This is a genomic window from Streptomyces sp. NPDC032091, assembly GCF_055580265.1.
Genome location: NZ_JBVILR010000003.1, coordinates 45,370 through 71,934, shown reverse-complemented (window position 1 = coordinate 71,934; position 26,565 = coordinate 45,370). Strand labels below are relative to the sequence as shown.

General features: G+C 73.7%; 21 protein-coding genes. 9 read left to right on the top strand and 12 right to left on the bottom strand.

What is annotated here, in order from left to right; translation table 11 throughout:
* Window positions 1-5: 5 nt before the first annotated feature.
* Entirely contained in the window at window positions 6-1,079 is a 1,074-nt protein-coding gene (locus ACZ5NJ_RS06110; RefSeq protein WP_468763280.1) for an aldo/keto reductase, read from the bottom strand.
* A gap of 104 nt (window positions 1,080-1,183) precedes the next feature.
* Window positions 1,184-2,731, bottom strand: a complete 1,548-nt coding sequence (locus ACZ5NJ_RS06105) for an MFS transporter (protein WP_468763277.1) — start codon at window positions 2,729-2,731, stop codon at window positions 1,184-1,186.
* A 51-nt stretch (window positions 2,732-2,782) separates the two neighbouring features.
* Between ACZ5NJ_RS06105 and dusB the strand changes: the two genes are divergently transcribed.
* The 4 genes from dusB (at window position 2,783) to ACZ5NJ_RS06085 (ending at window position 9,002) form a co-directional block, all read left to right on the top strand.
* Window positions 2,783-3,925: a tRNA dihydrouridine synthase DusB gene (dusB, locus tag ACZ5NJ_RS06100; RefSeq protein ID WP_468763275.1), complete on the top strand. Its 1,143-nt coding sequence runs from the start codon at window positions 2,783-2,785 to the stop codon at window positions 3,923-3,925.
* A gap of 366 nt (window positions 3,926-4,291) precedes the next feature.
* A complete protein-coding gene (ppdK, locus tag ACZ5NJ_RS06095; RefSeq protein WP_468763272.1) occupies window positions 4,292-7,000 on the top strand; it encodes a pyruvate, phosphate dikinase in 2,709 nt (902 codons plus the stop codon).
* A gap of 412 nt (window positions 7,001-7,412) precedes the next feature.
* Complete coding sequence (locus ACZ5NJ_RS06090) at window positions 7,413-8,438, top strand: ArsR/SmtB family transcription factor (protein WP_468763270.1); 1,026 nt, start codon at window positions 7,413-7,415, stop codon at window positions 8,436-8,438.
* A gap of 156 nt (window positions 8,439-8,594) precedes the next feature.
* Window positions 8,595-9,002, top strand: a complete 408-nt coding sequence (locus ACZ5NJ_RS06085) for a VOC family protein (RefSeq protein ID WP_468763267.1) — start codon at window positions 8,595-8,597, stop codon at window positions 9,000-9,002.
* Between the two features lie 8 nt (window positions 9,003-9,010).
* On the opposite strand, the gene nirD is transcribed toward ACZ5NJ_RS06085, so the two are convergent.
* The 3 genes from nirD to ACZ5NJ_RS06070 are packed head-to-tail and all read right to left on the bottom strand — an operon-like array spanning window position 9,011 to window position 13,123.
* Window positions 9,011-9,343: a nitrite reductase small subunit NirD gene (nirD, locus tag ACZ5NJ_RS06080; RefSeq protein ID WP_468763265.1), complete on the bottom strand. Its 333-nt coding sequence runs from the start codon at window positions 9,341-9,343 to the stop codon at window positions 9,011-9,013.
* Window positions 9,340-11,865, bottom strand: a complete 2,526-nt coding sequence (gene nirB / locus ACZ5NJ_RS06075; RefSeq protein WP_468763263.1) for a nitrite reductase large subunit NirB — start codon at window positions 11,863-11,865, stop codon at window positions 9,340-9,342. The genes nirD and nirB overlap by 4 nt, the downstream gene beginning before the upstream one ends.
* A 1-nt stretch (window position 11,866) precedes the next feature.
* The gene (locus tag ACZ5NJ_RS06070) at window positions 11,867-13,123 is read right to left on the bottom strand and encodes an NAD(P)/FAD-dependent oxidoreductase (RefSeq protein ID WP_468763261.1); all 1,257 of its coding nucleotides are present in this window, start codon (window positions 13,121-13,123) and stop codon (window positions 11,867-11,869) included.
* Between the two features lie 195 nt (window positions 13,124-13,318).
* On the opposite strand from ACZ5NJ_RS06070, the gene ACZ5NJ_RS06065 reads away from it, so the two are divergent.
* Window positions 13,319-14,095, top strand: a complete 777-nt coding sequence (locus ACZ5NJ_RS06065; RefSeq protein ID WP_468763258.1) for a sulfite exporter TauE/SafE family protein — start codon at window positions 13,319-13,321, stop codon at window positions 14,093-14,095.
* A 67-nt stretch (window positions 14,096-14,162) separates the two neighbouring features.
* Here ACZ5NJ_RS06065 and ACZ5NJ_RS06060 read toward each other — a convergent pair whose 3' ends face one another.
* The 3 genes from ACZ5NJ_RS06060 to ACZ5NJ_RS06050 form a co-directional block, all read right to left on the bottom strand.
* On the bottom strand, window positions 14,163-14,762 hold the full coding sequence (locus ACZ5NJ_RS06060) for a GNAT family N-acetyltransferase (RefSeq protein ID WP_468763256.1): 600 nt from the start codon (window positions 14,760-14,762) through the stop codon (window positions 14,163-14,165).
* 43 nt (window positions 14,763-14,805) lie between these two features.
* Window positions 14,806-15,435 carry a class F sortase gene (locus ACZ5NJ_RS06055; protein ID WP_468763871.1) on the bottom strand — a complete coding sequence of 210 codons (630 nt, stop codon included), beginning with the start codon at window positions 15,433-15,435 and terminating at the stop codon, window positions 14,806-14,808.
* Window positions 15,436-15,645: 210 nt separating this feature from the next.
* Window positions 15,646-16,188, bottom strand: a complete 543-nt coding sequence (locus tag ACZ5NJ_RS06050; RefSeq protein ID WP_468763254.1) for a hypothetical protein — start codon at window positions 16,186-16,188, stop codon at window positions 15,646-15,648.
* 335 nt (window positions 16,189-16,523) lie between these two features.
* Here ACZ5NJ_RS06050 and ACZ5NJ_RS06045 point away from each other — a divergent pair, with 335 nt between their 5' ends.
* Window positions 16,524-16,964 (top strand): gamma-glutamylcyclotransferase family protein, encoded by a 441-nt coding sequence (locus tag ACZ5NJ_RS06045; protein ID WP_468763252.1) that lies wholly within the window; start codon window positions 16,524-16,526, stop codon window positions 16,962-16,964.
* Window positions 16,965-17,025: 61 nt separating this feature from the next.
* Here the strand turns inward: ACZ5NJ_RS06045 and dnaG are convergent, their stop codons facing one another.
* From dnaG to ACZ5NJ_RS06025, 4 genes are all read right to left on the bottom strand, one after another.
* Window positions 17,026-18,930, bottom strand: coding sequence for a DNA primase (gene dnaG / locus ACZ5NJ_RS06040; protein ID WP_468763250.1), 1,905 nt, complete (start codon window positions 18,928-18,930; stop codon window positions 17,026-17,028).
* Between the two features lie 34 nt (window positions 18,931-18,964).
* Window positions 18,965-20,239: an NAD(P)/FAD-dependent oxidoreductase gene (locus ACZ5NJ_RS06035; RefSeq protein WP_468763248.1), complete on the bottom strand. Its 1,275-nt coding sequence runs from the start codon at window positions 20,237-20,239 to the stop codon at window positions 18,965-18,967.
* Between the two features lie 93 nt (window positions 20,240-20,332).
* A complete protein-coding gene (locus ACZ5NJ_RS06030) occupies window positions 20,333-21,649 on the bottom strand; it encodes a deoxyguanosinetriphosphate triphosphohydrolase (RefSeq protein ID WP_468763246.1) in 1,317 nt (438 codons plus the stop codon).
* 57 nt (window positions 21,650-21,706) lie between these two features.
* The gene (locus ACZ5NJ_RS06025) at window positions 21,707-22,417 is read right to left on the bottom strand and encodes a sirohydrochlorin chelatase (protein WP_468763244.1); all 711 of its coding nucleotides are present in this window, start codon (window positions 22,415-22,417) and stop codon (window positions 21,707-21,709) included.
* A gap of 333 nt (window positions 22,418-22,750) precedes the next feature.
* On the opposite strand from ACZ5NJ_RS06025, the gene ACZ5NJ_RS06020 reads away from it, so the two are divergent.
* The 3 genes from ACZ5NJ_RS06020 (at window position 22,751) to ACZ5NJ_RS06010 (ending at window position 26,525) form a co-directional block, all read left to right on the top strand.
* Entirely contained in the window at window positions 22,751-23,422 is a 672-nt protein-coding gene (locus ACZ5NJ_RS06020) for a SanA/YdcF family protein (protein ID WP_468763242.1), read from the top strand.
* Between the two features lie 63 nt (window positions 23,423-23,485).
* Window positions 23,486-24,205 (top strand): SDR family oxidoreductase, encoded by a 720-nt coding sequence (locus ACZ5NJ_RS06015; RefSeq protein ID WP_468763240.1) that lies wholly within the window; start codon window positions 23,486-23,488, stop codon window positions 24,203-24,205.
* Window positions 24,206-24,452: 247 nt separating this feature from the next.
* A complete protein-coding gene (locus tag ACZ5NJ_RS06010; RefSeq protein WP_468763238.1) occupies window positions 24,453-26,525 on the top strand; it encodes a molybdopterin oxidoreductase family protein in 2,073 nt (690 codons plus the stop codon).
* Window positions 26,526-26,565: the final 40 nt, after the last annotated feature.

Here is a 26,565-nt window from a genome sequence, read left to right as displayed (position 1 = left end):
CCAGCTCAGTGCTCGCTGTCGAGGTGGGCCATCTGCGCCGCCGGATACCGGTCGCCGGACGCCGCGCCGGCCGGGACCGCCGCTTCGACGGCGGCCAGGTCGGCCTCGGTCAGCTCGACCCGCAGCGCGCCGAGGGCCTCGGTCAGCCGGTCCCGGCGGCGGGCGCCCACCAGCGGCACGATGTCGGCGCCGCGCAGCGGGCCCTGGGCGAGCACCCAGGCGATGGCGATCTGTGCCACGGTCACGCCCTTCTCGCCGGCGACCTTGCGCAGGGCCTCGACCAGGTCGAGGTTGCGGCCGAGGTTGTCGCCCTGGAAGCGGGGGCTCATCCCGCGGAAGTCGCCGGGGGCCAGCGCGCGGTCCCGGCTGAAGTGCCCGCTGATCAGGCCCCGGGACAGCACCCCGTACGCGGTGACGCCGATGCCGAGCTCGCGGGCGGTCGGCAGGATCCGGTCCTCGATGCCGCGCGAGAGCAGCGAGTACTCGATCTGGAGGTCCGAGATCGGGGCGACCGCCGCGGCCCGGCGCAGGGTGTCCGCGCCGACCTCCGAGAGGCCGATGTGCCGGACGTGGCCCGCCTGGACGGCCTCGGCGATGGCGCCGACGGTCTCCTCGATCGGGACGTCCGGGTCGACGCGGGCGATCCGGTAGACGTCGATGTGGTCGCGGCCGAGCCGCTGGAGGGAGTAGGCCAGGAAGTTCTTCACGGCCTCGGGCCGCCCGTCGTACCCGGTGAAACCGCCCTCGACGGTCCGCAGGGCGCCGAACTTGACGCTGGTCAGCGCCCGCTCGCGGGCCGCCGCCGGGGCGGTGCGCAGGGCCTCGTTGATCAGCAGCTCGTTGTGGCCCATGCCGTAGAAGTCGCCGGTGTCCAGGAGCGCGTGCATGCCCTCGGGCGCCGCTTCCAGGAAGGCGTGGAGGGTGGCGAGGGAATCGGCCCGGTCGGCCCCGCCGTAGAGGGCGGACATGCCCATGCAGCCCAGCCCCAGGGGGAAGACGGCCGGGCCGGTGGCGCCGAGGCGGCGGGCGGCGGGGGTCGCGGAGGTGGCGGGCGCGGTGGTGTTCTCGTGCGTACTCATGAGAAGAGAATGGCATGACGGCTGACAGATTTCAATATCTGTCAGCCGTCATGTCGGCGGTGGTGCGGAGCGGCACTTCGGGAGCGGCGCTCGCCGCGGCGGCCTCAGCCCGCCGGAGCCGGCCCGGGAGCCGGCGGCAGCCCGCCGTCCATGCGCGGCCCGGGAGCCTGCCCCGGCGGCGGAGCGGAAGGACCGGGCGGGGGACCGGGAGGCGCGGACGGCTGCGACGGCTCCAGCGCCCGGGCCGTCCGCAGGGCGGTGGCATGCGCCCATGGCCCGGTCGTGACGGCCCCCACGACCAGGACCACGAACGCACAGCCGGTGATGATCCACCAGGCGGGCCGGGTCGCCGTGGCGAAGTCCGCACCGCCCGCCGTCCCGGACGCCAGCACCGCCCCTATCACCGCCACGCCCAGCGCCCCGCCGGTCTGCCGGCTGGTGGAGGCCACCGCGGCCGCCACCCCTGCCTGCGAGCGCGGCATCCCCGACAGCGCCGTATTGGTGATCGGAGCGTTGACCAGGCCGAAGCCGATGCCGAACAGCACGTAGCCGGTGAACATCAACGGGGTGGAGGACTCCGCTGAGAACGCCGCGAACAGCAGCCCGCTCGCCCCCATGGCCACCCCCGACACCAGCAGCGACGGCCGCGGCCCGTGGTTGGCGACCAGCCGCCCCGAGACCGGCGCGCAGACGAAGGCGAACGCGGCCATCGGCAGCATGTGCAGCCCCGCGTCCAAGGCGTTCAGCCCCCGCACCTCCTGGAGGTAGAGGGTGGTCAGGAAGAGGAACCCGGACAGCGAGGCGAAGGTGCTCACCGCGATCACGGTCGCCCCGCTGAAGGGGGCGCTGCGGAAGAAGCGCGGGTCGATCAGCGGGTCCGTCCGCCGGGACTCGTAGAACAGCAGTCCGCCCAGCGCGGCCACCGCGCCCAGCGCGCACGCCAGGATCGGCGGGGAGCGCCACCCCTGCGCCGGCGCCTCGATGATCGCGTACGTCACCCCGCCCAGCAGCGCCACGACCAGCACCTGCCCCACCGGGTCCGGCCGCCGCGGGCGCTCGGAGCGGGACTCCGGGACGAAGCGCAGGGTGAGGGCCAGGGCGGCCAGCCCGACGGGCAGGTTGACCCAGAAGATGGACCGCCAGCCCACCGAGTCCACCAGCAGCCCCCCGACCAGCGGTCCGGCGGCCATCGAGATCCCGACCACCGCACCCCAGACCCCGATCGCGCGGGCGCGCTCCTTGGGGTCGGTGAAGGTGTTGGTGATGATCGACATGGCGACGGGGTTGAGCATGGCCCCGCCCACGGCCTGGACCATCCGGAAGACGATCAGCCAGTGCAGACCGGGCGCCAGGGAGCACAGCACCGACCCCGCCGTGAAGAGCGCCAGCCCCCAGGCGAAGACCTTCCGGCGCCCGATCCGGTCCGCCGTCGACCCGGCCAGTATCAGCAGCGAGGCGATGACCAGGGTGTACGCGTCGATGGTCCACTGCATCCCCGAGACCGACGCGTCGAACTCGCGTCGCATCGCGGGCAGGGCCACGTTCAGGACGGTGTTGTCCAGACTGACGATCAGCAGGCTCATGCAGCAGATCCCCAGGACCAGCAGACGGTGCCGACGACTCCCGTGATCCACGCCACTCATGTGATGCATACCGCCGAGCGTACGAATAAGTAGGGAACGGCGCTGCGGGACAATGGGGGGATGACCACGCTTCCCGCCCCCCTCGCGATCGGCCCGCACACCGTGCAGCCCCCGGTGGTGCTCGCGCCGATGGCCGGCATCACCAACGCCCCCTTCCGGACCCTCTGCCGCGAGTTCTCGGGCGGCAAGGGCCTGTTCGTGAGCGAGATGATCACGACCCGCGCCCTGGTCGAGCGCAACGAGAAGACCATGCAGCTGATCCACTTCGACGAGACCGAAAAGCCCCGGTCGATTCAGCTGTACGGGGTTGACCCCGTGACGGTCGGCAAGGCGGTCCGCATGATCGTCGAGGAGGACCGCGCCGACCACATCGACCTCAACTTCGGCTGCCCGGTCCCCAAGGTCACGCGCAAGGGCGGCGGCTCGGCCCTCCCCTACAAGCGCCACCTGCTGCGCGCCATCCTCCGCGAGGCCGTCGCGGGCGCCGGCGACCTCCCGGTCACCATGAAGATGCGCAAGGGCATCGACGACGACCACCTCACCTACCTCGACGCCGGCCGGATCGCCGTCGAGGAGGGGGTCACCGCCATCGCCCTGCACGGCCGCACCACCGCCCAGCACTACGGCGGCACCGCCGACTGGGAGGCCATCGCCCGCCTCAAGGAGCACGTCCCGGAGATCCCGGTGCTCGGCAACGGCGACATCTGGTGCGCCGAGGACGCCCTGCGCATGGTCCGTGAGACCGGCTGCGACGGCGTGGTCGTCGGACGCGGCTGCCTGGGCCGCCCGTGGCTCTTCAACGACCTGGTCGCCGCCTTCGAGGGCCGCCCGGAGGACTTCCACAAGCCCACGCTGCGCGAGGTCAAGGCCGCCATGCTGCGCCACGCGCAGCTGCTGGGGGAGTGGATCGGGGACGAGGCGCGCGGGGTGATCGACTTCCGTAAGCACGTCGCCTGGTACCTCAAGGGGTTCTCCGTCGGCTCCGAGATGCGCGGGAAGCTGGCCGTCGTCTCCTCCCTGGCCGAACTGGATGCTCATCTGAGCGAGCTGGACCTGGACCAGGCATGGCCGGAGAGCGCGGACGGCCCGCGCGGCCGGACGTCCGGAAACAACCGGGTTGTCCTGCCGGACGGCTGGCTGAAGGATCCGTACGACTGCGCCGGTGTGAGCGAGGACGCGGAGCTGGACACGTCCGGAGGCTGACAAATCGCCCTGCGTGGTGCGTGATATACGCCACGCATGGGAGAGGTTTCGCTCAGATGAGCGCGAACGTCACGGGTAAGACTTCCAAAGGGTGGCACTGGGTGCCACCCTTTGTTCGTTCAAGAGTTGAACGCAAATGTATCGATGATCGCTCGTCCGAGCGCGATCAAGCGGTTCTCGGCACCTCCCCCTTCGGGATGTGAACGCTGTTCGGAGGTTCTCATTACCGACCGGTTACTTTCGATACGGTGGCGCACGGGTGGTTACGGCCTCATGACCGCCAAGTGGACGTACCGATAAGCCTTCGATCTGGGTATGTTCCTGGCCGTCAGGGCAGCCACCCGAGTCGTCGAGGAGTCGAGACCCGTGTCGGAAAACAAAGAGCAGAAGTTCGTCTACGACTTCACCGAGGGCAACCGGGACCTCAAGGACCTCCTGGGCGGCAAGGGAGCGAACCTCGCCGAGATGACCAACCTCGGTCTCCCGGTCCCTCCCGGCTTCACCATCACCACCGAGGCCTGCAAGGTCTACCTGGAGAGCGGCACGGCCCCGGCCGCGCTGCGCGACGAGGTCAGCGCGCACCTCGAAGCCCTCGAAACGAAGATGGGCAAGAAGCTCGGCCAGTCGGACGACCCGCTCCTGGTCTCCGTGCGCTCCGGCGCCAAGTTCTCCATGCCGGGCATGATGGACACGGTCCTCAACATCGGCCTCTCCGACGAGTCCGTGGCCGGCCTCGCCGCCCAGGCGGACAACGAGCGCTTCGCCTGGGACTCCTACCGCCGTCTGATCCAGATGTTCGGCAAGACCGTCCTGGGCGTCGAGGGCGAGCTCTTCGAGGACGCCCTCGACCAGGCCAAGGCCGCCAAGAAGGTCGCCGTCGACACCGACCTCGACGCCGCCGACCTCAAGAAGCTGGTCAAGGCCTTCAAGAAGATCGTCGCGAAGGAGGCCGGCCGCGAGTTCCCGCAGGACGCCCGCGAGCAGCTCGACCTCGCCGTCGAGGCCGTCTTCAACTCCTGGAACACCGACCGCGCCAAGCTCTACCGCCGCCAGGAGCGCATCCCCGGCGACCTGGGCACCGCCGTCAACATCTGCTCCATGGTCTTCGGCAACCTCGGCCCCGACTCGGGCACCGGCGTCGCCTTCACCCGCGACCCCGCCAGCGGCCACGCCGGCGTCTACGGCGACTACCTGCAGAACGCGCAGGGCGAGGACGTCGTCGCGGGCATCCGCAACACCGTCCCGCTCGCGGACCTGGAGGCCATCGACAAGGCCTCGTACGACCAGCTCATGGCGATCATGACGAAGCTGGAGAACCACTACAAGGATCTCTGCGACATCGAGTTCACCATCGAGCGCGGCCAGCTGTGGATGCTCCAGACCCGCGTCGGCAAGCGCACCGCCGGCGCCGCCTTCCGCATCGCCACCCAGCTCGTGGACCAGGGCCTGATCGACGAGGCCGAGGCCCTCCAGCGGGTCAGCGGCGCCCAGCTGGCGCAGCTGATGTTCCCCCGCTTCGACGAGGGCGCCAAGACCACCCTGCTCGGCCGCGGCATCGCCGCCTCCCCGGGCGCGGCCGTCGGCAAGGCCGTCTTCGACTCGTACACGGCCGTCAAGTGGTCCCGTTCCGGCGAGAAGGTCATCCTGATCCGCCGCGAGACCAACCCCGACGACCTGGACGGCATGATCGCCTCCGAGGGCATCCTGACCTCGCGCGGCGGCAAGACCTCGCACGCCGCCGTCGTCGCCCGCGGCATGGGCAAGACCTGCGTCTGCGGCGCCGAGGACCTCGACGTCGACACCAAGCGCCGCCGGATGACGGTCGGCGGGCAGGTCATCGAAGAGGGCGACGTCGTCTCCATCGACGGCTCCACCGGCAAGGTCTACCTCGGTGAGGTACCCGTCGTACCGTCCCCGGTCGTCGAGTACTTCGAGGGCCGCATGCACGCCGGCGCCGACGACGCCGACGAGCTGGTCGGCGCCGTGCACCGGATCATGGCCTACGCCGACCGCGTCCGCCGCCTGCGGGTGCGCGCCAACGCCGACAACGCCGAGGACGCGCTGCGCGCCCGCCGCTTCGGCGCCCAGGGCATCGGCCTGTGCCGCACCGAGCACATGTTCCTCGGCGAGCGCCGCGAGATGGTCGAGCGCCTGATCCTCGCGGACACCGACTCGGAGCGCGACGAGGCACTCAGTGCCCTCCTGCCGCTGCAGAAGAAGGACTTCGTCGAGCTGTTCGAGGCGATGGACGGCCTGCCCGTCACCGTCCGCCTCCTGGACCCGCCGCTGCACGAGTTCCTGCCCGACATCACCGAGCTGTCGGTGCGCGTCGCCCTCGCCGAGTCCCGCCAGGACGCCAACGAGAACGACCTGCGCCTGCTCCAGGCCGTGCACAAGCTGCACGAGCAGAACCCGATGCTGGGTCTGCGCGGCGTCCGCCTCGGCCTGGTCATCCCCGGCCTGTTCGCCATGCAGGTCCGGGCCATCGCCGAGGCCGCCGCCGAGCGCAAGAACGCCAAGGGCGACCCGCGCGCCGAGATCATGGTCCCGCTCGTGGGCACCGTCCAGGAGCTGGAGATCGTCCGCGAGGAGGCCGACGCGATCATCGCCGAGGTCGAGGCCGCCACCGGCACCAGCCTCAAGCTGACCATCGGCACGATGATCGAGCTGCCGCGCGCCGCGCTGACCGCCGCCCAGATCGCCGAGGCCGCGCAGTTCTTCTCCTTCGGCACGAACGACCTGACCCAGACGGTGTGGGGCTTCTCCCGCGACGACGTCGAGGCCAGCTTCTTCACCGCCTACCTGGAGAAGGGCATCTTCGGGGTCTCGCCCTTCGAGACCATCGACAAGGAGGGCGTCGGCTCCCTCGTCCGCCACGCGGTCGAGCAGGGCCGGGCCACCCGCCCCGACCTCAAGCTCGGCGTCTGCGGCGAGCACGGCGGCGACCCCGAGTCGGTGCACTTCTTCCACGAGGTCGGCCTCGACTACGTCTCCTGCTCGCCGTTCCGGATCCCGGTGGCGCGCCTGGAGGCCGGCCGTGCCGCCGCCGAGGCCAAGGGCTCCGACAGCCGCTGAGCCCGGCTCCCCCCGACAGCGCCCGCCCCCGGTTCCCTGACTGCCGGGGGCGGGCGCTTCCATCTATTCGGAAGACCCCCGTGCCTCGCCCGGCCGGGTTTCGCGAAATATTCAACGAAGTCATTACGGCGCCAGGCGGCGGACGGATCCCCACCCGTCCGCCGCCTGCCGCCTATCCGCCAGGCACGTCGGCGCTTCCCGGTGCGACCGACCGCCAGGCCCCGCAAAGCCCCCCACGGCCTTCACGGAGCGTTTCGGTCGCGCCGGAGTGTGCCTGGCGGAGTACAGGATTTCGCTTGTCACGCCCCCGCCGAAAGGGGTTTCAACTGTGGCCGAAAGGGCGTGGTGACCACGTGTGACGGCGTGCATACTCATGGGGCGGGGGGATTGCGGTTGCACAGGTGGGGGTTCGGTGCTGCGTATCCATTTCACTGGAGTGGACCTGGCACGCGTACGGATGGCAGGGCGTCCCGATGCGTTGTGGGAAACGATTCTTAGTTTTCATCGCTTAAGAGACCGGCGTGACGCCCGGCTGTTCGGCGAATGGCGTACGGAAGCCCGGAGCCGGTTGAATGGTGAAACAAGGCTGCTGAGCGCCCTCATACCGGCTCGCGGCTATTTCCCCGATTTCCTGACCCCCTCCGAGGGTCAGTACGGGTGGGACGTCGGCCTCGACGCCCTGCGCGGGCTCCCCGCGGACCGGCTGCGCCACGAGCTCTCCCTCGTGGGCGCGGGCGCCGCCGCGGGCTTCGGCGCGGCCTTCGGGACCCCGCCGCCGACCCGGCTGCGGGAGTTCATGGACGGCGGCACCAGGCACCTGCCCCGGCTGCTGGCCGAGCTGCGCGGCTACCACCGCGCGGCCGTGGAACCGTACTGGACCCACATCCAGGCCCAGATCGAGGCCGAGCGGGCCGCACGCGGCCGTGCCCTCCTCGACGGGGGCGCGGACGAGCTGCTGGCCTCGCTGCCGCCGATGCTGCGCTGGCGGGCGCCGGTGCTGGAGTGCGAGTACCCGGTGGACCGGGACGTACGGCTGCGGGGGCGCGGGCTGCTGCTCCAGCCGTCGTTCTTCTGCCGGCGCACCGCGGTGACCCTCCACGACCCGGAGCTGCCGCCCGTGCTGGTGTACCCGGCCGCCGCCCAGCTGGCCTCCGCCGGCGCCGGCGGGGAGTCCGCCCGGCCGGAGGAGCAGCGCCAGCGCACCCTGGGCAAGCTGGTGGGCCACACCCGCTCGGTGGTGCTGCGGGCCATCGGCGACGGGGCCACCACCAGCGAACTGGCCCGCCGCGCCGGGGTCTCCCTGGCCTCGGCGAGCCAGCACGCCTGCGTGATGCGCGAGGCGGGCCTGGTGACCACCCTGCGCCACGGCAACGCCGTCCTGCACACGGTGACCCCGCTGGGCGCGGCCCTCCTCAAGGGCGGCGCGGTGGTCTCCTGAAGGATCGGTTCACCAGGGGGGCGGCGGTCCGGAAGGGCCGCCGCCCGCCCCGGGGAAGAAACTTCGGCGGGGAGCGATGAGTTCTCGGGGCGCCCCCGGTCTACCCCTCGAAAGCACCGCACGGGACGTGCGCCGCCAGAGAGAAGAGGCACCGGGATGTCCGCCACCATGATCTTCGTCAACCTGCCCGTCAGCGACCTGGAGGCCACGAAGGCGTTCTGGGGCAAGCTGGGCTACTCCTTCAACGCCCAGTTCACCGACGAGAACTGCGCCTCCATGCCCATCACCGACACCATCGTCGCGATGTTCCTGACCCAGGCGCGCTACAAGGACTTCACCCACAAGGCCATCGCGGACGCCCGCACCACCTCCGAGGTGCTCCTGTGCCTCAGCGCCGAGAGCCGCGCCGCCGTCGACGAGCTCGTCGACGGGGCCCTGGCGGCCGGGGCCACCGAGCCCCGACCCGCCCAGGACCACGGCGTCATGTACGGCCGGGCCTTCGACGACCTCGACGGCCACACCTGGGAGATCATGTGGATGGACCCGGCCATGGTCCAGGGCTGACCGTCCGCCTACGAGGTCGCGGCGGTCCGCACCGGGTACGTCCGGACCGCCACCTCCTCGTCGTCCAGGCAGCGCCCCGACTCCAGGTCGAAGCGCTGCTTCAGCAGCGGCGAGGCCACGAACGCACGCCCCGCCGACCAGCCGACCAGCCCGCGCGACAGCACGTGCGCGCCGGTGAAGGGGTCCTGGTTGCCGATCGCGTAGGGGCGCCCCTCGCGGTCGACGAACACCGCGGCCTGGGTCCCGTCCGGGAGCAGGGCGGCCACCCCGCGTCCGGGGGTGAGCGAGGACAGCTCGCACACCGTCAGCCAGCCTTCGGCCAAACGCAGTTCGACGGTCATCGGACAGGACCTCCCAGGGTCAGGACGGCCAGGTCGGGCTTGACCTGGCCGCGCTCGGGGACGAACCTCACGGTCGGGTCGGGGGTGCCGGGCGCGTTCACGAAGGACACGAACCGCCTCAGCCGGTCCGGGTCCCGGAGGGTCTCGGCCCACTCGTCGCGGTAGTGCGCCACGTGCTCGGCCATCAGCGACTCCAGCTCCGCGCACAGCCCGAGCGAGTCGTGCACCACCACGTCCCGCAGGTGGTCCAGGCCCCCCTCCAGCCGCTCCAGCCAGGTGGAGGTGCGCTCCAGCCGGTCGGCGGTGCGGATGTAGAACATCAGGAACCGGTCGATGAGCCGCACCAGTTCGGCGTCCGACAGGTCCTGGGCGAGGAGGTCGGCGTGGCGCGGGACGGCCCCGCCGTTGCCGCCGACGTAGAGGTTCCAGCCGTGGGCCGTCGCGATCACCCCGAAGTCCTTGCTCTGCGCCTCCGCGCACTCGCGGGTGCACCCGGACACCGCCGACTTCAGCTTGTGGGGGGCGCGCAGCCCCCGGTAGCGCAGCTCCAGGTCGATGGCCATCCGCACGCTGTCCTGGACCCCGTAGCGGCACCAGGTCTGCCCCACGCAGGACTTCACCGTCCGCAGGGCCTTCCCGTACGCGTGCCCGGACTCGAAGCCGGCGTCGACCAGCCGGGCCCAGATCGCGGGCAGCTGGTCCACGCTCGCGCCGAACAGGTCGATGCGCTGGCCGCCGGTGATCTTCGTGTAGAGGCCGAAGTCGCGGGCCACCTCGCCGATCACGATCAGTTTCTCCGGGGTGATCTCGCCGCCCGGGATGCGCGGGACGACCGAGTACGAGCCGTTGCGCTGGAGGTTCGCCAGGAAGTGGTCGTTGGTGTCCTGGAGGGCGGCCTGCTCCCCGTCGAGGACGTAGCCGCTGGCGCCCACGGCGGGGGCCAGGGAGGCGATGATCGAGCCGACGGCGGGCTTGCAGACCTCGCAGCCCTCTCCGCCGCGCGCCTCCGGCCGCCCGTGCCCGTCCAGGAGCTCCCGGTAGGAGGCCAGGCGCCGGGTGCGGACGATCTCGTACAGCTCCGCCCGGGTGTACGCGAAGCAGCCGCACAGCCCCGGATCGGCGGGGGGTGGCAGCAGCTGCCCGATCACCTTGAGGCAGCCGCCGCAGCCCGTCCCGGCCTTGGTGCACTTCTTGACCTCGGGCAGGGTCGAACAGGCGGTGATCGCCTTCTTGGTGACGTTGTGGCAGGAGCAGATCACCGCCGTGTCGGGCAGGGCGGACGGGCCCAGCTGTGTGGCGGGGCCCAGCCCGGCGGGCAGGACCAGCTGCTCGGGGGCGACCGGCGGGACGCTGCCGGTGAGCGGGCGCAGCAGCCCGTACGCGTCGGCGTCGCCGACCAGGACCCCGCCGAGCAGGACCCCTTCGGGGGACATGACGAGCTTCTTGTAGATCCCGGAGCGGGAGTCGGACCAGACGACGTCCAGGCTGCCCTCGGCCGTGCCGTGGGCGTCGCCGAAGGAGGCCACGTCCACGCCGAGCAGCTTGAGCTTGGTGGACAGGTCGGCGCCGGTGAACTCCCGTTCGCGGCCCAGGAGGTCCTCGGCGGCGGTCTCTGCCATCTCGTAGCCGGGCGCGACCAGGCCGTAGACCCGGCCGTCGACGGCCTGCGCGCACTCGCCGATGGCGTACACGCGGGGGTCGGAGGTGCGGCAGCGGGCGTCGACGCGGATCCCCCCGCGCTCGCCGACGGCCAGGCCGCAGTCCCGGGCGAGCTGGTCGCGGGGGCGGACCCCGGCGGAGAAGACGACGAGGTCGGTGTCGACCGTGGACCCGTCGGAGAGGCGCATCCCGGTGACGGAGCCGTCCTCGCCGGTCAGCACCGCCTGGGTGCCGACGCCGGTGTGCACGGTCAGGCCCATGGACTCGATGGTGCGCAGCAGGGCCGCGCCGCCGCCCTCGTCCACCTGGACGGGCATCAGCCGGGGCGCGAACTCCACGACGCGGGTGGTGAGCCCGAGGCCCCGGAGGGCGCCGGCCGCCTCCAGCCCGAGCAGGCCGCCGCCGACGACGGCGCCGGTGGTGCCGGTCCTGGCGTACTCCTCGATCGCGAGGAGGTCCTCGATGGTGCGGTAGACGAAGCAGCCGGGGGCGTCCTTGCCGGGCACGGGCGGGACGAAGGGGTGGCTGCCGGTCGCCAGGACCAGCACGTCGTACGGGAAGACGCGCCCGGAGCGGGAGGTGACCGTGCGGGCCTCCCGGTCGACGCTCTCGGCGGGGTCGCCCAGGTGCAGCGCGATCCCGTGCTCCGCCATGAAGCCGTCCGGGGTCAGGGAGAGTTCCTCGGGGCTGCTGCCGGAGAAGTACGAGGTGAGGTGCACCCGGTCGTAGGCGGGCCGGGGCTCCTCGCAGAGCACCGTGACGCGGTGCGTGGCGGTGGCCCCGCGTTCGGCGAGCGCCTCCAGGTAGCGCTGGCCGACCATGCCGTGCCCGATGAGCACGATCGCGGGCAGGGGCTCGGTCATGTCAGTGGCCTCCGTCGTCGGTGAGCAGGTGGAACAGGCCGTGCGATGCGTCCAGGGACTCGTCGCCCTCCCAGCTGCGGGCCAGGGCCCCCACGGTGGAGAGCTCGCCGAGCAGGACCCCGCCGACCAGCCGGTCGCCGCGCAGGACGACCTTGCGGTAGGTGCGGCGGGTGGCGTCGGCGAGGCGGACCACGTCGTCGCCGCGGAGCGGGGTGGGGTCGCCGAAGGCGGCGAGGTCGAGGGGGCGGTCGGCGCCGCCGAGGGTGAGCCGGGTCAGGGCGCGGGTGCCGGTGTAGTCGGTGGGGGAGCCGGAGAGGGTGGCGGCGAGGGCGTCGGCCTGCTCCAGGGCGGGGCCGGCCAGGCCGTAGAGCCGGCCGGCGTGCTCGGCGCAGTCGCCGATGGCGTGGACGTGGGGGTCGCCGGTGCGGAGGCGGTCGTCGACCACGATGCCCCTGCGGACCTCCAGCCCGGCCGCCCGGGCGAGTCCGGTGCGGGGGCGCACGCCGCAGGCGAGGACGACGAGATCGGCCGCCAGGCGGTAGCCGTCCGCGAGCTCGACCCCCGTGACGCGGCGGCCCTGGCCGGGCGGGGAGGAAGCCGCGCGCAGCGGTGTGTCCGTCGTGGTCAGGCCCCGCACGCGGCACTCGGTGTGGATCTCCACCCCCAGCCCCGCGAGGTGCTCCCGCAGCAGCGCCGAGGCGTCGGCGTCCAGCTGGCGCTCCATCAGCCGCTCGCCCTGCTGGGCCACGACCACGTGCGCCCCACGCGCGGCCAGCGCACGCGCCGCGGAGACGCCGAGGAGGCCGCCGCCGATCACCACCGCCCGCACGCCCGGCCGTACGGCCGCGTCCAGGGCGAGGCAGTCGTCCATGGTGCGGAACGGGTGCACCCCTTCCGGGAGTTCCCCGCCGCCCGACGGGAACAGGCCGCGCAGCGCCGGCAGGACCGGGTTCGAGCCGGTGGCCAGCACGAGGGCGTCGTACTCGGGGGCCGTGCCGTCGTCGCAGTGCACCCGGCGGACGTCACGGTCGATCCGCACCGCCCGCACCCCCCGCCGCAGCTCCGGGCCGGGGGCCGGCAGCGCGGCCACCTCGGGGGCGTACCGGCCGGCCAGCACCTCCGCCAGCAGTACCCGGTTGTAGGGGGCGTGGGACTCCTCGCCGAGGACGGTCACCGCGGCGGCCGGTGCCAGCCGCGCGGCGAGCCGCAGGCCGGCCAGGCCGCCGCCGATCACCACCACACGCTGCTTCGAGGTCATGGAACGAGCGTGCGGGCCGGCTGTTTCCCCGTCGGATCGCTCCTGTTTCCCGGACGGAACGCCGCCCTCAGCGCCCGAGCGGACGCCCGGTGAGGCTTCCGGCGGCCGGGACGCGCAGGGCGTGAACCTCAAGCTTCGCGCAACTTTTCGGGGGTCGGTGGGACCTGCACGGATCCGCTCCCTAGGGTCGGGTCCGTGCCTGACATATCAACGACCATGATCATCGTGCTGTGCGTCGCCGCCGCGGCGGCCGGCTGGATCGACGCGGTGGTGGGCGGCGGCGGACTGCTGCTCCTGCCCGCCCTGCTGCTCGGCCTCCCGCACGCGCAGCCCGCCGCCGTCCTCGGGACCAACAAGGCGGTGGCCATCGTCGGAACGGCCGGCGCGGCCGTCACCTACGTGCGCAAGACCCCGGTGGACGTGAAGCTCGCCGTACGGATCGGGCTGGCCGCGCTCGCCGGCTCGATGGGCGGGGCCGCCCTGGCCGGCGGGATCAGCAAGGACACCATGCGGCCGCTGATCATGGGCGTGCTCGTCGTGGTCGCCGCCGTCGTGATCTTCAAGCCCGGCTTCGGCGCCGCCCCCTCCACCGCGCCCGCCTCCCGGCAGCGGGTCCTGCTCACCATCGCCCTCGCCGGCCTCGGCATCGGCTTCTACGACGGCCTCATCGGGCCCGGTACCGGCACCTTCCTGGTGCTGGCCCTCACCGCCCTGCTCCACCTCGACCTGGTCACCGCCTCCGCCACCGCGAAGATCGTCAACTGCTGCACCAACGCCGGGGCCCTGGCGATGTTCGCCTACCAGGGGATGGTGTTCTGGCAGCTGGCCGCCCTGATGGCGGTGTTCAACCTCGCCGGCGGCATGGTCGGGGCCCGGATGGCCCTCAAGAAGGGCAGCGGCTTCGTCCGGGGCGTGCTGCTGACCGTGGTCGGCGCGCTGGTCGTCAAACTCGGCCTGGAGCAGTGGGGCTGAGTAGCTGAGCGCTGAGCGGCTGAGCGGCTGAGCGGGCGCGGGGCCTGGGCCGCGCGCCCGCCGTGCGTCAGGCCCGCGGGGCGCGGCGCATCACCCAGAGGGTCGGCCCGCCGCCGGGCAGCTGCGCCTCGCCGAGCACGGTGAAGCCGAAGTGCTCGTAGAAGGGCACGTTGGACTCCTTGGAGGATTCCAGGTAGACGGGCAGGCCCGCCGCGTCGGCCCGGGCCAGGCCCGACCGCAGGAGCGCGGCGCCGTGCCCCTGCCCCTGGCCGGCCGGGTCGGCGCCCAGTACCGCGAGGTACCAGTGGTCCTCCGGGGGCGTGTGCTCGGCGGCCGCCGCGATGCCCTCCCGGAACACCCCCGCCCGGTCGCCGAGCACGGTGGCGAGCTCGTCGAGGGTCTCGTCGTCGGGAAGGGCGCGGCCCTGCGGCGCCACCCAGAAGGAAGCGGCCAGGTCCGTGCGCTCGCACACGCCGTGGCGGCCGTAGTGCCGGGTGAGGAGCGTCGCGAAGTACCGGACCATGCCCTCCTCGCGCGTGGCCCCGTCGGGGAAGAACCAGCACATCATCGGGTCGTCCGCGAAGGCGCGGGCCAGACCGCGGCTGATGTCGGCGGCGTCGTCGAGCGTGGCCGGCCTGGGCGTGTTCGTTATCGACATACGGGTCATTCTGCAACCCGATGATCTTGGTCGGGCGGCGGGGTGCCCGATGTCAGTAGGTCCCGGTGAGATGGGCGAAGACGACCACGTTGCCCTGGTATCCCGTGCGCGGGGAGAACCCGCCGCCACACGTGATCACCCGCAGCTCCGCGCGCGGCGACGGCCCGTACACGCGCCGGTCCGGGAAGGACTTCGCGTCGTAGACCTCGACCGCGTGGACGGTGAACACCGCGGTACGGCCGTCCGCGCGGGCGACCTCGATCGCGGCGCCCCGGTGCAGCGCGCCCAGGTGGTAGAAGACCGCCGGGCCGCTCGCGTTGTCCACGTGACCCGCGATCACGGCGGTCCCCGTCGCGCCCGGGGCGGTCCCGTCCCGGTACCAGCCGGCGAGGTCGCCCGGTGCGGGAGGCGGCACTTCGAGACTGCCGTCGCGCTCCAGGCCGAGCCCGGTGAGCGGGGCGTCCACACGGATGGACGGGATCCGGATCCGGGTCGGCGGGGAGCCCGGCAGCGGGTCGATGCTGCCGGGGTAGACGGCCTGCGCGCTCAGGGCGTCGGCGGGGGAGGGCAGCGGGGGCCGGACGGTCTCGCCGGAGCCGCTGGTGACGAGCCAGACGCCGACGCAGACGGCCACCGCCACCACCCCGGCCCGCCCCCGCCGGTCCGCGGACCCGGGCCGCATGCCGTGGCCGGGGACCCGCTCCGCGGGGCGGCGGTCGCGTCCGGACCAGATGCCCCGGACGCCCGGGAAGCCGGCCATGCCTCCTACCCCCTCGCCTCGCCGTCGTCAGCAGTGGCCGTCGCCCGGCCCCGCGAACGGGGGGGACCTCGCGGGGCGGGCGACGGGGGGCGGTACCGGACGGACCGCGGCCTCGGCCGCGGCGGGCGCCCGTCAGCTCCGCGTGCCGCTCGCCCGGCGACGCAGGAGCCAGGTACCGCCGACGGCGGCCGCGGCCAGCACTGCCGCTCCCGCCGTGATCTTGGCCGGGTCGGTGGTGGTGGACGTGCCACCGCCCACCCCGGTGCGCACGTGCCCCTGGGGGCCGTGCTCGGTGACGACCAGGTCGCCGGTGGCGAACCTGCCGTCGGCGCAGGTGGCGCCGATGCCGTAGGTGCCGGGCCGGATGTCGCGGGCGACCTGGAACCGGCCCGCCACGACCTCCTTGTGGGGGCCCGGTACGAGCGTGAAGCGGCCCCCGCCCACGGTGGTGGCGTCGCCCTCGGCGTGGCCGCCCGGACCGCAGGCCTTGGTGTTCACGGTGACCGTGGTCCCCGGCACCGCGGACTTCGGCCACACCTCCAGCACGGCGAAGTCCCCGGGCGCGAACGGCGGCATGCCCAGGTCCGCGGCGGCCACCGCTCCGGCGACCGGGCCGGCGAAGGCGGCGGCGGTCAGCGCGGCGGCGGTCAGCGCGTGGGCGGTCCTGCGGCGCATGGGTCACTCCTCGTGACACGGGGTCGTGTCACGAGGAAAACCGGCCCGCCCGCCCCCCGCACGCCGACCCGGCGTCAGATGCGGTCCGTCCGCCCCCCGGACGCGGGATCCGCCCACGTCAGAGGCCCTGAACGGCCATCCGTGCACCCCCACCCCGTCCGGGTGAAACCGGCCCCCCAGTGGGGGCGAGGAAGGGGGAGGAACCGGACAGCGATCGGCGACCGTCGCGGGGACCGGGAGAGGGTGCGACAGCGGTGCGTACGGTGGGGGTGCACCGGCGAAGAGGGGCCTTTCGACCCGGCCCCGCGGGCCCGGACCAGCCGAAGGAGGGGCTCGTGGCATCGGTCGACCGGCCGGAACCGGGCGGCGTCCTGCCGCTCTTCGTGTACGGGACGCTGCGGCCCGGCGAGGTCAACCACGACCTGTTCCTGCGCGGCCGCACCGCCGCGGAGGAACCGGCCCGGCTGCCGGGCGCGGCGCTGTACGAGGGGCCGGGCTACCCGTACGCGGTGGAGCGGGCCGGCTCCGTCATAGCCGGGTCGCTGATCACGCCCGTCCCCGGGGCGTACGCGGAACTGCTGGCCGCGCTGGACCTGCTGGAGGAGTACGCGGGGCCGGGCAGCCCGGGGAACGTCTACGACCGGGTCGCACGCGATGCCGTCCGGGGGGACGGGGGCCGGGTGCGGGCCTGGGTGTACCTGGCGGCCGCGCCGCTGGCCGTCCGGCTGGCCCTGTCGGGCCGCGAGATCCCCGGAGGGGACTGGCTGCGGAGGTAGCCGGAGGCGGGGCGCCGCTCCGCGGGGCGGGGAGCGGCGCCGCAGCCGCGCCCCCCGGGACCTACAGGCCCTCCGCTCCCCGGTTGCGCAGACGCTGCCCGTACTGCTGGAGGACCCACAGCTCCTGCTGCACCGCCGCGTGCTGCTCCGGCGGAGCCTGAGGGCCGAGGCGGGCCATCTGGCCCTGGATCTCGTGCACCCGCCGGTCCACCGCGCGCAGGCGGACCTGCACCAGTTGGACCCCCGCGTACACCTCGTCCACCGTCTTGGCGTGGATGGCCTCCACCGCCAGCTCCGTCACCAGCGCCCGCACCGTGTCGTTCGGGGCGGCCTCCCGCACCCGGGCCAGGTAGTCCTCGGTGCCCTGCGCGGCGCCGCCCGCTTCCTGGATGGCCCGGCGGACCTCCGCGTACGGCGGGGCGGTGAACTCGTCCGTCCCGTACGCGTCGAAGGCGGGGGAGACCAGGGCCGGCCGCTGGAGCGCCAGCTTGAGCAGCTCCCGCTCCGTGCGGTGCGCCGGGCTGCGCAGGTTCAGGGCCGGACCGCTCGGCCGCACGGCGGCGGGCGCGGCGGCCGGGGCCTCCTCGAAGCGGCGCCCGGGCTGCCGCCGGTCCGGCTGCTGGCCGCGCTCCCGCGCCCAGCGGGCCTGCTGCGCGACGCGCTTGACCACGAACTGCTCGTCGCGGATGCCCAGCATGCCCGCCAGCTGCACCGCCGACTCGTGCTGGATCGCGATGTTCTTGATCCCGGCGACCACCGGGGCCGCCTCGTCCAGCGCGGCCGCCCGCCCCGCCGGGTTCTCCAGGTTGTGCCGGGACACGATGTGCCGCAGCGCGAACTCGAACAGCGGGGTACGGGACTCCACCAGCCCGGAGACGGCCGCGTCGCCCTGCGCCAGGCGCAGGTCGCAGGGGTCCATCCCGCCCGGGGTGATCGCGATCGAGGTCTCCGCCGCGAACTTCTGGTCGTCCTCGAAGGCCCGCAGCGCCGCCTTCTGCCCGGCCGCGTCACCGTCGAACGTGAAGATCACCTCGGCGGTCGCGTTGTCCATCAGCAGCCGCCGCAGGATCTTGATGTGCTCCCCGCCGAAGGCCGTGCCACAGGTGGCGATGGCGGTGGTGACCCCGGCCAGGTGGCAGGCCATCACGTCGGTGTAGCCCTCGACGACCACGGCCCGGGAGGTCTTCGCGATCTCCTTCTTCGCCAGGTCGATGCCGTAGAGCACCTGGGACTTCTTGTAGATCGGCGTCTCGGGGGTGTTCAGGTACTTCGGCCCGTTGTCGTCCTCGCGCAGCTTGCGCGCACCGAAGCCGACCACCTCGCCGCTGATGTCCCGGATCGGCCACATCAGGCGGCCGCGGAAGCGGTCGATGGGCTTGCCGCTGCGGCTGTCCTGGGCCAGCCCGGAGAGGATCAGCTCCTTGTCGCTGAAGCCGCGCCCGCGCAGGAACCGGGTCAGGTGGTCCCAGCCGGCCGGGCTGTAGCCCACGCCGAAGTGCTCGGCCGCCCCCTGGTCGAAGCCGCGCTCCGCCAGGAAGCGGCGGCCGATCTCGGCCTCGGCGCCGCCGAGCTGGTCCACGTAGAACTGGGCGGCCGCCTTGTGCGCCTCGACCAGGCGGATCCGCTCGCCGCGGCCGCTGGTGCCGGCGGTGTAGCCGCCCTCCTCGTACCGCAGGGTGATGCCGGCCTGGCCGGCCAGCCGCTCGACCGCCTCCGAGAACGAGAGGTGGTCGATCTTCATGATGAAGTCGAGGGTGTCCCCGCCGGCCTGGCAGCCGAAGCAGTGGTAGAGCCCCTTGCTCGGGCTGACCTGGAAGGACGGGGACTTCTCGTCGTGGAAGGGGCACAGGCCCTTGAGGTTGCCGCCGCCGGCGTTGCGCAGCTGGAGGTACTCCGAGACCACGGCGTCGATCGGGACCGCGTCCCGTACCGCCTTCACGTCGTCGTCGTTGATCCGTCCTGCCACCCGAGAATTCTACGGTGGGCCGGCGGCAAACCCGTCAGGCCCCCTCGGCCGGGAGCAGGGAGTCGAGCGGAACGGAAGGGTCCGCAAGCTTCTCGCGGTCCACCGGGTCCTTCGACCGGATCAGGTTCTGGATGTGCTCGGTGACGTCCCACACGTTCACGTTCATGCCGGCCAGCACCCGGCCGTCGGACAGCCAGAACGCGATGAACTCGCGCTTGCCCACGTCCCCGCGCACCAGCACCTGGTCGTAGCTGCCCGCCGGGGCGAACCCCGAGTACTCCAGACCCACGTCGTACTGGTCGGAGAAGAAGTACGGCACCCGCTCGTACGAGACCTCCTGCCCCAGCATCGCGCGCGCCGCGGCCGGCCCGCCGTTGAGGGCGTTGGCCCAGTGCTCCACCCGCAGCCGCCTCCCCAGCCCGGGGTGCTGCGCGGCGGCCACGTCACCGACGGCGAAGACGTCCGGGTCGGAGGTGCGCAGCGCGGCGTCCACGGCGATGCCCCCGCCGTGCTCCCGGTCCACCAGCGCCAGCCCCGAGGTCTCCGCGAGCGCGGTGCGCGGCGCCGCCCCGATCGCGGCGAGCACGGCGTGCGCCGGGTGCTCCTCGCCGTCGTCGGTACGGGCGGCCAGCACCATGCCGTCCTGGCCGACGATCTCCGTCAGCGTCGCCCCGAAGTGGAAGCGGACCCCGTGCTCGGCGTGCAGGTCCGCGAAGAACTGGCCGACCTCCGGGCCGAGCACCGCGTGCAGCGGTGTCGGCAGCGGCTCGACGACCGTCACCTCCGCCCCGTAGGAGCGGGCCGCGGCCGCCACCTCCAGGCCGATCCAGCCCGCGCCCGCGATCAGCAGATGGCCGTTGTCGCGGCCCAGGGAGGTCAGCGCCTTGCGCAGCAGATCGGCGTGGGCGAGCCGGCGCAGGTGGTGCACCCCGGCCAGACCGGTGCCCGGGATGTCCAGGCGGCGCGGCTCGGAGCCGGTCGCCAGCAGCAGCTTGTCGTAGTGCAGCAGGGTCCCGTCCCCCAGGCGCACCGTCTTGGCCTCGCGGTCCAGGTGGACGGCGGGCTGCCCCAGGTGCAGCTCGATGTCGGCGCCCGCGTACCAGGACGGCTGGTGCACGAAGACGCTGTCGCGCTCCTCCTTGCCCAGCAGGTAGCCCTTGGACAGCGGTGGCCGCTCGTAGGGATGGTCGCGCTCGTCGCCGATCAGGATCACCCGGCCGGTGAACCCCTCCGACCTCAGCGTCTCGGCGGCCTTCGCCCCGGCCAGCCCCGCGCCGACGATGATGAACGTCTGGTGTGCGTCGACCACCTGATGCCTCCTCATAACCTCTCCGCCATGTGCGGCCACAAGCGAGCGTCCCGCACCGAGCGTGCTCCGTGAAGGGGGAATGGCCCGATCGGCTCACCCTTCGGCGCGCCGCCCGCGCCGGGTGAGGCGGGCGTGCAGGGACCGGGCGGAGGCGTCGGTGAGGCAGGCGATCTGGTCGATGACCGCGCGCTTGCGGGCCTTGTCGTCCGGCGCGGCGTCGAAGATCGCCCGGAACTGCGGGTCGAGGCCCTCGGGCGCGCGGGCGCTGAGCGCCTCGGCGAGTTCGGCCAGGACGATGCGCTGGTCGGCCCTCAGCCGCTCCTGCTCGTCGCGCTGCATCACGTACAGGTCGGCGACCGCCTTCAGGACGGCGCACTCGTTGCGCGCCCGGCGCGGCACCACCAGCTCCGCCGCGTACCGGGTCAGCGGGCCGGACCCGTACGCCTCACGGGTGGCGCTCTCGGCGGCCAGGCAGAACCGGCCGATCAGCTGGCTGGTGGCGTCCTTCAGGCGGGCCTGCGCCACCGCCGAGCCGTCGTAGCCGTGCGGCCACCACTCCTCCTCCATCAGCCGGTCCAGCGCCTCGCGCAGTTCCTCCGGCTCGGTGTCGGCGGGCACGTACCGGCCGATGGCGACCTGCCAGATCGCGGCCCGCTCCGGCTCGGCGAACAGCAGGTTCGGGTCGAGGTGCCCGGCGTGCAGGCCGTCCTCGAAGTCGTGCACCGAGTACGCGACGTCGTCCGACCAGTCCATCACCTGGGCCTCGAAGCACTTGCGGTCGGCGGGCGCGCCGCGCCGCAGCCACGCGAAGACCGGCAGGTCGTCCTCGTAGGCGCCGAACTTCACCGAGCCGGGGTCGGTGGGGTGTCCGCCGCGCGCCCACGGGTACTTGGTGGCGGCGTCCAGGCAGGCGCGGGTCAGGTTGAGGCCGACGCTCACCGGCTCGCCCGTCGCCGGATCGGGCACGAACCGCTTGGGTTCCAGCCGGGTCAGCAGGCGCAGCGACTGGGCGTTGCCCTCGAAGCCGCCGCAGTCCTTCGCGAACTCGTTGAGCGCCTCCTCGCCGTTGTGTCCGAACGGCGGGTGCCCCATGTCGTGCGACAGGCAGGCCGCCTCGACCAGGTCGGGATCGCAGCCCAGGGCCGCGCCGAGCTCCCGGCCGACCTGAGCGCACTCCAGCGAGTGGGTCAGCCGCGTACGGGGGCTCGCGTCCCAGTCGAACGAGCGGGTGCCCGGGGTGACCACCTGGGTCTTCCCGGCGAGGCGGCGCAGCGCGGCCGAATGCAGCACGCGGGCCCGGTCCCGCTGGAAGGCCGTCCGCCCGGGCCGTTTGTCGGGCTCGGCGGCCCACCGCTCGGTGGCGGCGGGGTCGTAGGAGTCGTACGCGGGGGTGAGCGCGGTGCCTTCCATGGATCAGACGTTAACCGGAGACACCGACAATCCGAGCAATCCGGTCCCGTCCGGTCCTCAGGCGATGGCCGGCTCGCGGGGGCGGGCGGGGCGGGCCAGGGCCTCGTCGTAGCGGTGCAGGACCAGGCGGGCCAGGGCCGGGTGGGCGCCCAGCGGTGCGGCGGCCGGGCCCGGTGCGGCGGCGGCGCTCGCGCTGGCGAAGCGGCCCGGGGCGGTGAAGTACGAGGCCACCGCCACCCGGTGGCCCCGCGCCGCGAGCGCCCGTACGGCGTCCGGGACGGCCGGCGCGGCCGCCGAGGCGTACGCCGGGGTCACGGGCACTCCGCCGAGCCGTTCCGAGAGCAGGGCGGCGGTGCGGCGGGAGTCGGCGGCGGAGTCCGGTTCGAGGGAGCCGGCGCAGGCCAGGACGACGGCCGTGCCGGGCTGCCAGCCGGCCTCCAGGAGCCGCTCGTACAGGGCCTCCACCAGCAGAGGGTGCGGGCCGAGCGGGGCCGCGACCCGGGTCCGCAGGTGCCCGGCGCGGGCCGCGGCGGCGGGCAGGTCCCGCTTGACGTGGGTGCCGCGCCCCAGCAGCAGCGGGACGAGCACCGCCGAACCCGTGGCGTCCGCCAGGGTGTCGGCGAGCAGCGGCCGGTTCAGCCCGATGTGACCGAGCCGGACGTCGAGGCGCGGGCGGAGCTCGCGGACCCGTTCGAGGAGGGCGAGGACGGTGAGCGCGGCGCGGGGGTCGCGGCTGCCGTGGGCCACGGCGACGAGGGTGGGCTGCATGAGGGGGCTCCGTGGGGCCGGGCGCGCGGCGGGCGCACTCCGCTCAGCTGGCTGCCGAGCTGGTCGGTGATCCGGGTCAGCAGTTCGGCCGTGCTGGCGAACGGGAGGGAGGGGGAGGGGGAGGACTGGCTTTCGGGAGGGTGCACCGGCTCCGTCATGGACCGATCCTGCGGGCCGCAGATTGCGGGTGCGTTGCGCCGCGGTGACGGGTGTTCGCCGGCTCCTCACACCCCCGCCGCGGCCGGCGGCGGAACCGCCCCGCGACCCGGACCGTCCTGACCTGCGAGGAGTCACCGGACCGGCGACGCCACCACGACCACAGGGGGAACCACCATGCGCCGACCGCGCCTCGGTACCGTACGGGCCCGCAGGCGGGCCGTGCAGGCCGTGATGGCGCTGTGCGTGCTGGCCCTGCTGCCCGCCACCTGGACCCACGCGGCCGCCGCCGGCCGGCTGCGCACCACCGCGCAGGCGCCCGCCGCCGGGGTGGCCGTCGTGTTCGGCGCCGGGCTCTGGGACGGCCGGCCCACCCCCTACCTCGCGGCCCGCCTGGACGCGGCCGTCGAGCTGTACCGGGCCGGGAAGGTGAAGGCGGTCCTGGTCACCGGCGACAACAGCCGCACCGAGTACGACGAGCCCGACGCCATGCGCACCTACCTCACCCGGCACGGGGTGCCGGACGGCCGGATCGTCAGCGACTTCGCCGGCTTCGACACCTGGGACAGCTGCGTGCGCGCCCGGGAGATCTTCGGCGTGCGCCGGGCGGTGCTGGTCAGCCAGAGCTTCCACGTCCACCGGGCCGTCACGCTGTGCCGGGCCGCGGGCGTGGACGCGTACGGGGTCGGCGTCGACAACAAGCACGACGCCACCTGGTACTACGGCGGCGTCCGCGAGGTCTTCGCGGCCGGCAAGGCGGCCGTCGACGCCGTCTTCCGGCCGCGGCCCACGTTCCTCGGGCCCAAGGAGGAGGGGGTGTCGCGGGCGCTGGGCGCTCTGGCAGACTGACGCCGCGATCGGCGATATGCCGATTAGTCATATACGAGTGCGTGCGGCGTCAGGGGTGGAACCGTGGCTGTTGTGGATCTGAGCGGCAAAGCCGTCGTCATCACCGGCGGCCGGGTGCTGATCACCGACGTGCTGGAGGCCGAGGGCGCCGGGACCGCCGCGAAGCTCGGCGACGCGGCCCGTTTCCTGCGCCACGACGTCACCAGCGAAGCCGACTGGCAGGCCGTCCTGGACCACGCCGTCGCCGAGTTCGGCCGGCTCGACGGACTGGTCAACAACGCGGGCATCGCCACGGGTCAGTTCCTGGAGCACGAGAGCGTCGAGCACTTCCGCCGGTGCGTGGAGGTCAACCTGGTCGGCACGTTCATCGGCCTCAAGACGGCGATCCCGCTGCTGCGGGCGGGCGGCGGCGGGTCGATCGTCAACATCTCGTCGGCGGCGGGGCTCACCGGGCTGGCCCTGACGGCCGGCTACGGCGCCTCCAAGTGGGGCGTACGGGGCCTGTCGAAGATCGGCGCCGTCGAGCTCGCGGAGGCGGGGATCCGGGTGAACTCGGTCCACCCGGGGATGACCCTGACCCCGATGACGGCGCCGGTCGGGATCCAGGCGGGGGAGGGGAACTATCCCGGCGCGCCGCTGGGGCGGGTCGGGGTCCCGGAGGAGATCGCGGCGGCGGTGGCGTTCCTGCTGTCGGACGCCGCCTCCTACGTGACCGGTGCCGAACTCGCCGTCGACGGCGGCTGGACGGCAGGCCTGACGGTCGGCTACCTCACGGGCCGGTAGCCGGCCCTGGGCCGGCCGCCCGCTGCGCGGAGCCTCTCCCCGCCCCGCCCTTTCTCCGTTTCCGCCTCAATCGCCGGGCGCGGCTTCGGGGAAACAGCCTCGCCGGCGTTGGAGGCGCGGGGTCTGGGGCGGAGCCCCGGGAAACGACGGCCCTCACCGCCCCCGGCCGCCCGCGCTGAGCCCCCGCACCCCCGCCCGTAACGCGAGGACGCGGCCCGGCGTAACACCCCACCCGCACCCTGGCCGCATGCCCCGCAGCCACGACGCCACCCCCACCCACTGCCCCTACTGCGCCCTGCAGTGCGGCATGAACCTGCGCCCCGCCGACGGCACGGTGGTGGTCGAGGAGCGGGCCGACTTCCCCGTGAACCGCGGCGCCCTCTGCGGAAAGGGCCGCACCGCCCCCGCCGTGCTCTCCTCCCGGGTGCGCCTCACCGAGCCCCTCATCCGCACCCGCCCCGGCAGCCCCCTCGTGCCGGCCGGCTGGGACGAGGCCCTCGACGCCGTCGCCGCCGGCCTCTCCCGCACCCGCGGCGCGCACGGCCCCGACGCCGTCGGCGTCTTCGGCGGCGGCGGACTCACCAACGAGAAGGCGTACGCCCTCGGCAAGTTCGCCCGCATCGCCCTCGGCACCTCCCAGATCGACTACAACGGCCGCTTCTGCATGTCCTCGGCCGCCGCCGCCCACCAGCGCGCCTTCGGCCTGGACCGCGGACTGCCCTTCCCCCTGGAGGACATCCCGCGCACCGGCTGCGTGATCCTCGTCGGCTCCAACCCCGCCGAGACCATGCCCCCCGCCCTGCGCCACCTCACCGAACTCAAGGAGGCCGGTGGCACCCTGATCGTCGTCGACCCCCGCCGCACCCGCACCGCCGAGCTCGCCGACCTCCACCTGGCCCCCCGCCCCGGCACCGACCTCGCCCTGGCCCTCGGCCTGCTGCACCTCGTCGTCGCCGAGGGCCGCACCGACGCGGAGTTCATTGCCACCCGCACCACCGGCTGGGAGGACGCCCGGGCCGCCGCCATGGCCCACTGGCCCGAGCACGTCGAGCGGATCACCGGCGTCCCCGTCCCCCGGCTGCGCCGCGCCGTCGAGCTGTTCTGCGCCCCGGAGTCCGCCATGGTGCTCACCGCCCGCGGCCCCGAACAGCAGGCCAAGGGCACCGACACCGTCGGCGCGTGGATCAACCTCTGCCTCGCCACCGGCCGGGCCGGCCGCCCCCTCTCCGGCTACGGCTGCCTCACCGGCCAGGGAAACGGCCAGGGCGGCCGCGAGCACGGCCAGAAGGCCGACCAGCTCCCCGGCTACCGCAAGCTCACCGACCCCGCCGCCCGCGAACACGTCGCCCGGGTCTGGGGCGTCGACCCCGACACCCTGCCCGGCCCCGGCCGCAGCGCCTACGAACTCCTCGACGCCCTCGGCGGCGACGTGAAGGCCCTCCTCCTCATGGGCTCCAACCCGGTCGTCTCCGCCCCCCACGCCGCCCACGTCGAGGAACGCGTCCGCTCCCTGGACTTCCTCGCCGTCGCCGACGTGGTCCTCTCCGAGACCGCCGCCCTCGCGGACGTGGTCCTGCCCGTCACCCAGTGGGCGGAGGAGACCGGCACCACCACCAACCTGGAGGGCCGCGTCCTGCTGCGCCGCCGCGCCCTCACCCCGCCGCCCGGCGTCCGCGGCGACCTGGAGGTCCTGCACGGACTCGCCGCCCGCCTCGGCCTGGACAAGGGCTTCCCCACCGACCCCGAGGAGGTCTTCGCCGAACTGCGCCGCGCCTCCGCGGGCGGCCCCGCCGACTACTCCGGCATCTCCTACGACCGCATCGCCGCCGAACAGGGCGTCTTCTGGCCCTGCCCCCAAGGCTCCCCGGGCACGCCCCGGCTCTTCCTCGACCGGTTCGCCACCGAGGACGGCCGCGCCCGCTTCGCCCCCGTCGCCCACCGCGAGGCCGCCGAGACCCCCGACGCCGACTACCCGCTGCTCCTCACCACCGGCCGGGTCGTCGCCCAGTACCAGTCCGGGGCGCAGACCCGCCGGGTGGCCGAGCTCAACGAGGCCGCCCCCGGCCCGTTCGTGGAGCTCCACCCCCGCCTCGCCGCCCGCCTCGGGGTGGCCGACGGCGCCCCCCTGGCCGTCACCTCGCGGCGCGGACGGGCGGTGGCCCCGGCCCGGATCACCGACGCCATCAGGGCGGACACCGTGTTCATGCCCTTCCACTGGTACGGGGAGGGCCGCGCCAACACCCTCACCAACCCCGCCCTGGACCCCGTCTCCCGCATGCCGGAGTTCAAGGTCTGCGCGGTCCGGGTGGAGCCCGCGTGACGCACCTTCGCCGCACCATCTCTTGCCGCACTCTTGGGGC

Coding starts and splice junctions, on each gene's coding strand:
- ACZ5NJ_RS06050 (WP_468763254.1), bottom strand. CDS start 16,188: ATGCGCCGCAGGACCGCCCACGCGCTGACCGCCGCCGCGCTGACCGCC.
- nirB (WP_468763263.1), bottom strand. CDS start 11,865: ATGACCGAGCCCCTGCCCGCGATCGTGCTCATCGGGCACGGCATGGTC.
- ACZ5NJ_RS06010 (WP_468763238.1), top strand. CDS start 24,453: ATGCCCCGCAGCCACGACGCCACCCCCACCCACTGCCCCTACTGCGCC.
- ACZ5NJ_RS06060 (WP_468763256.1), bottom strand. CDS start 14,762: ATGACCCGTATGTCGATAACGAACACGCCCAGGCCGGCCACGCTCGAC.
- ACZ5NJ_RS06030 (WP_468763246.1), bottom strand. CDS start 21,649: ATGGAAGGCACCGCGCTCACCCCCGCGTACGACTCCTACGACCCCGCC.
- ACZ5NJ_RS06020 (WP_468763242.1), top strand. CDS start 22,751: ATGCGCCGACCGCGCCTCGGTACCGTACGGGCCCGCAGGCGGGCCGTG.
- ACZ5NJ_RS06110 (WP_468763280.1), bottom strand. CDS start 1,079: ATGAGTACGCACGAGAACACCACCGCGCCCGCCACCTCCGCGACCCCC.
- ACZ5NJ_RS06085 (WP_468763267.1), top strand. CDS start 8,595: ATGTCCGCCACCATGATCTTCGTCAACCTGCCCGTCAGCGACCTGGAG.
- ACZ5NJ_RS06070 (WP_468763261.1), bottom strand. CDS start 13,123: ATGACCTCGAAGCAGCGTGTGGTGGTGATCGGCGGCGGCCTGGCCGGC.
- nirD (WP_468763265.1), bottom strand. CDS start 9,343: ATGACCGTCGAACTGCGTTTGGCCGAAGGCTGGCTGACGGTGTGCGAG.
- dusB (WP_468763275.1), top strand. CDS start 2,783: ATGACCACGCTTCCCGCCCCCCTCGCGATCGGCCCGCACACCGTGCAG.
- ACZ5NJ_RS06105 (WP_468763277.1), bottom strand. CDS start 2,731: ATGCATCACATGAGTGGCGTGGATCACGGGAGTCGTCGGCACCGTCTG.
- ACZ5NJ_RS06025 (WP_468763244.1), bottom strand. CDS start 22,417: ATGCAGCCCACCCTCGTCGCCGTGGCCCACGGCAGCCGCGACCCCCGC.
- ACZ5NJ_RS06055 (WP_468763871.1), bottom strand. CDS start 15,435: ATGCGGCCCGGGTCCGCGGACCGGCGGGGGCGGGCCGGGGTGGTGGCG.